This window comes from Mesorhizobium sp. M7A.F.Ca.US.006.04.2.1, assembly GCF_004022915.1.
GTDB classification, from domain to species: domain Bacteria; phylum Pseudomonadota; class Alphaproteobacteria; order Rhizobiales; family Rhizobiaceae; genus Mesorhizobium; species Mesorhizobium ciceri.
Map to the genome: position 1 here is coordinate 1 of NZ_RZQA01000632.1, position 3,838 is coordinate 3,838.

2 protein-coding genes are annotated in these 3,838 nt (G+C 63.4%); both read left to right on the top strand.

Going from position 1 to position 3,838, the window contains the following annotated elements; translation table 11 throughout:
- The coding region (locus EN925_RS26870; RefSeq protein ID WP_164894411.1) for a MipA/OmpV family protein at positions 1–718 on the top strand (718 nt) is incomplete at its 5' end.
- Positions 719–952: 234 nt separating this feature from the next.
- On the top strand, positions 953–3,838 hold a 2,886-nt coding region (gene ileS / locus EN925_RS26875), incomplete at its 3' end, for an isoleucine--tRNA ligase (RefSeq protein WP_128337049.1).

The window sequence follows — 3,838 nt, forward strand, 5'->3', positions numbered from 1 at the left end:
GTCCGGCGACTGGTATCTGACCGTTGGCGCCACCGGCCTGGTCGCGCCCAATTTCGAGGGCGGCAGGAAATACATGCTGAGCGCCCAACCCATCATCTCATTGGGCAAGGCCGGACCGGCGGCACGCTTTGTCTCGCGCAACGACAACATCTCGTTGGCGCTGGTCGACGATGGCGGTGTCCGCGCCGGCCTGACCGGCAAGTTCCTGTTTTCCCGCGACGACGACAACGCCGATGAACTGAAGGGCCTCGATCCGGTGCGCTGGGGCGGCGAAGTCGGCGGCTTCTTCGAATTCTATCCGACGGACTGGCTGCGCGCCCGCGCCGAGCTGCGCCACGGCATTCGCGCCCACAACGGCTTTGTCGCCGACATCGCCGCCGATGCCTTTTACGACGTGACGCCGACCGTCAGGATTTCGGGAGGACCGCGTGTTTCCTTCGCCTCTGGCAACTATTTCGACGCCTATTATGGCGTCAACGCGCAGGAAGCGGTGGCCTCCGGCCTGAGCGAATACCATCCCGGTGGCGGGCTGAAATCGACCGGCCTTGGCGGCGCCATAACCTGGAAGGTGACCGAGCCGATGACCGCCAGCCTGTTTGGCGAATATTCGCGCCTGATGGGACCGGCGGCCGATTCCAGCCTGGTCAAGGAGCGTGGCGACCGCAACCAGTTCACGGTCGGCGTGTCGACCACCTACCGCTTCGATTTCACGATGTAGGTGAATCGAACGAGAGACGCTTTATTCCTGCCGTGGCTTCGGCTAAAAGCCCAGCCATGACCAGCTTTTCGCGCCTTTTCGCGATCGCGATACGAATTACAGGCCCGGTGTTCCGGGTGGCCTGAGCGCCGCCGGAGCCGCCGGGAGTTTCTGCGCGCCCCTCGCGCTTTTTTCATAACATGATAGTTCACGCCCGAGCTTGTACGCCCGCCGGGCAATGCACATGGCAGACCAATGACCGACACAACTGAAACGATCGACTATTCCAAGACGCTTTATTTGCCGCAGACGGACTTCCCGATGCGCGCCGGCTTGCCGGAGAAGGAGCCGCTGCTGGTCAAGCGCTGGCAGGACATGGATCTCTACCGCAAGCTGCGCGAGAGCGCTGCCGGCCGCACGAAATACGTGCTGCATGACGGCCCGCCCTACGCCAATGGCAACATCCATATCGGCCATGCGCTGAACAAGATCCTCAAGGACGTCATCACCCGCTCGTTCCAGATGCGCGGTTACGACTCGAACTATGTGCCCGGCTGGGACTGTCACGGCCTGCCGATCGAATGGAAGATCGAGGAGCAGTACCGCGCCAAGGGCAAGAACAAGGACGAGGTGCCGGTCAACGAATTCCGCAAGGAATGCCGCGAATTCGCCGCGGGTTGGATCACGGTGCAGGGGGCCGAGTTCCAGCGCCTCGGCGTCATCGGCGACTTCAAGAACCCCTATACGACGATGGCTTTCCATGCCGAGTCGCGCATCGCCGGCGAGCTGTTGAAGTTCGCCATGTCGGGCCAGCTCTATCGCGGCTCCAAGCCGGTGATGTGGAGCGTGGTCGAGCGCACGGCGCTGGCCGAGGCTGAGATCGAATACCACGACTATGAGAGCGACACGATCTGGGTGAAGTTTCCGGTCGCCAGCCTTGTCCGCCCCATTGACGATGGCCAGACCAAGCTGACGGAGGGCGCCCTCGATCTGCTGCAGGCCCACGTCGTCATCTGGACGACGACGCCGTGGACGATCCCAGGCAACCGCGCCGTCAACTATTCGCCGCGTATAAATTATGGCCTCTACGAGGTCACGGCAGCCGAGAACGCGTTCGGCCCGCAGCCGGGCGAAAAGCTGATCTTTGCCGACGCACTGGCCGAAGACTCCTCGGCCAAGGCCAAGGTCACCTTGAATCGTCTCCGCAGCGTTTCGGCGCAAGAGCTTGGAAGCCTTACGCTTTCACATCCGCTCAAGGGCTTGGGCGGCGGCTACGAATTTGCCGTTCCGATGCTCGCCGGTGACCATGTCACCGACGATGCCGGCACCGGCTTCGTCCACACCGCGCCCGGACACGGCCGCGAGGACTTTGACGCCTGGATGGACGCGGCGGTGGATCTGCGCGCACGCGGCATCGATCCCGCCATCCCGTTCACCGTTGACGATGGCGGCTTCTTCACCAAGGACGCGCCGGGTTTCGGACCGGACCGCGAGGGTGGACCGGCGCGCGTCATCGACGACAACGGCAAGAAGGGCAACGCCAACCAGGCCGTCATCGACGAGCTGATCAAGCGCAACGCGCTGTTCGCGCGTGGCCGGCTGAAGCACAGCTATCCGCATTCGTGGCGGTCCAAAAAACCGATCATCTTCCGCAACACGCCGCAATGGTTCGTTTATATGGACAAGGACCTCGGCGACGGCTCGACGCTGCGCAGCCGGGCGCTCAAGGCCATCGACGACACCCGTTTCGTGCCCGCCGCCGGCCAGAACCGCATCCGCGCCATGATCGAGGAGCGCCCGGACTGGGTGCTGTCGCGCCAGCGCGCCTGGGGCGTGCCGATCGCCGTCTTCGCCGATGTCGACGGCAATGTGCTGAAGGACGAAGCGGTCAACCAGCGCATCATGGACGCCTTCGAGAAGGAGGGCGCCGACGCCTGGTTCGCCGCTGGCGCCAAGGAGCGTTTCCTTGGCAATCACGATGCCTCCAAATGGAAGCAGGTGATGGACATCCTCGACGTCTGGTTCGATTCGGGCTCGACGCATGCCTTCACGCTGGAGGATCGCCCTGACCTGAAATGGCCGGCCGACGTCTATCTCGAAGGCTCCGACCAGCATCGCGGCTGGTTCCATTCCTCGCTGCTGGAAAGCTGCGGCACCAGGGGCAGGGCGCCTTACGATACTGTCGTCACCCATGGTTTCACCATGGACGAGGATGGCCGCAAGATGTCGAAGTCGCTCGGCAACACCGTGGTGCCGCAGGACGTCATCAAGCAGTCGGGCGCCGATATCCTGCGTCTGTGGGTGGTGACGACCGACTACTGGGAGGACCAGCGGCTCGGCAAGAACGTGCTGCAGACCAACATCGATGCCTACCGCAAGCTGCGCAACACCATCCGCTGGATGCTCGGCACGCTCGCCCATGACGATGGCGAAGAGGTGCCGCTGGAGAAGATGCCGGAACTGGAGCGGTTGATGCTGCACCGGCTGGCCGAGCTCGATGAGGTCGTGCGCTCGGGTTACGACGCCTTCGAATTCAAGCGCATCACCCGCATGCTGCTCGATTTTATGGTGGTCGAGCTGTCCGCGTTCTATTTCGACATCCGCAAGGACGCGCTCTACTGCGACGCGCCCTCGAGCCTGAAGCGCAAGGCTTCTGTGCAGGTGGTGCGCCATCTCTTCGATTGCCTGGTGAAATGGCTGGCGCCGATGCTGCCCTTCACCATGGAGGAGGCCTGGCTCGATCGTCATCCCGACGCGGTCTCGGTGCATCTCGACCAGTTCCCGCAAATCCCGGCGGACTGGCAGAACGAGGCGTTGGCGGAAAAGTGGCGCCAGGTGCGGCAGGTGCGGCGCGTCGTCACCGGCGCGCTGGAGATCGCGCGGGCCCAGAAGGTGATCGGATCGTCGCTGGAAGCGGTGCCGGTCGTCACCATCAACGATGCAGCGCTCGAAGCGGCGATTTCAGATGTCGACATGGCCGAGATGGCGATCACCAGCGATCTGGTCATCGCTCATGGCGAGGCACCGGCTGGTGCCTTCGCGATCGACGACGTCAGGGGTGTCGCCGTGGTGGTCGAGAAGGCCGAGGATCGCGGCCTGTTAAAATGCGCACGCTCATGGCGCTACACCGCCGATATCGGC